Annotated in this window: 1 pseudogene; it reads right to left on the bottom strand. The window is 65.1% G+C overall.

The features are described 5' to 3' along the window. Window positions 1–1191, bottom strand: a pseudogene (locus tag G5287_RS20735) (hypothetical protein); the annotation flags it as partial.

The raw sequence follows: 1191 nt of genomic DNA, 5'->3' as shown, positions 1-1191 counted from the left end.
AGGCTAAAGAATCCGGCAGGCACCAACCAGTCAGCCGCTTGCCAATCCAGCGTCCAACCCACCGGCAATACAGCAGCAGCCAGCTGGGCCATGGTCGCGGCAGCAGGCTCGCTTACCGCCTGCGCCAATACATGGGTCGGTGACAAGTAAGCAGTGCGAGAGCGTCCCGTCAGCGTTGCTGACTCACGGCCAAAGCTCTGGCTCGATTGCCAGCCATCACACACGCAGTCCCATTGCTGACCGTTGATATGAATGCTGACCTCTTCCTCATCGGTCAGCGCAGCCGCCGCGATACGGGGGATCTGGGCGCTGAACTGCCATGCCCAGGAGTCGGTATCGAGCTCGATACTTACCGCCGTGGCAGGGATATCGAGCCCATCGCGTACCCGCACGATCTTCGCTGTATTGCTCACCAGATAAACCCTCCTGGTTGGAATAACGATTGCGGCATCACTGCCGTGCCAAACAAACTCCAGCTCGGCCTCGCCCCGCTTGCGCCCGAACTCAAGGCGCAGGGTGCGCTTGTCGGGGCGCTCTGGGATGATCGGCGGCTTCGGATCCGGGCTGGTGCCTGGCCCCGGCTGCATCGCCTCCTCCCAGCCATCGCGCCACCCCTTCCAGAGCGGCAGGCCAAGGCGGGTGCGGCGGCCATAGAGCAGCAGGCCAATGGCATCGCCCTGGCTCCACTGGTCGGCCTGCCACACCTTGTCAAAGCGCGGCGGGTTGCGATAACCGCCGACTTGCCACATACCGGCCTTGCCACCCTCGACCCAGAGGGCGCGATTGACGGCATGGCCTGGGGCAAGGTGCTCCACCTGCTGGCCATGATCGTGACCGGTGGCCAGCCCCTCCTGGTACTGACTGCGGGCCAGCTCATAGCGCTGGGGCATGATGGCGCTCTGCTCCACCTGCTCACTGTTGGCGGGTTCGGCCTCCTGCCAGCTGACGGCGCCCACGGTGCGGGCCAGTTCTGGCCGCTCCCAGGTGCTGGCTACCCGGCTGCTCACCAACCCGGCCCGCTCCCACTGGCTTTCCTGGGCGGCGCTCGGGCCACGGAATACGTTGATATCGTACTCCCCGGCGATCACCGGCACCGGCTGCTGATTGCTGGCCACCATACCGCACTCAATGACGAATGCGCCCACCATGGCGCAATCTGGGGCGGTGGTACTGGCGAGACTCCCCTCCAGC

Source organism: Aeromonas sp. 603079, assembly GCF_049172135.1.
Classification (GTDB): Bacteria; Pseudomonadota; Gammaproteobacteria; order Enterobacterales; family Aeromonadaceae; genus Aeromonas; species Aeromonas veronii.
Note: the sequence above shows the minus strand (reverse complement) of the source record. Positions and strands in the feature narration are given on the sequence as shown.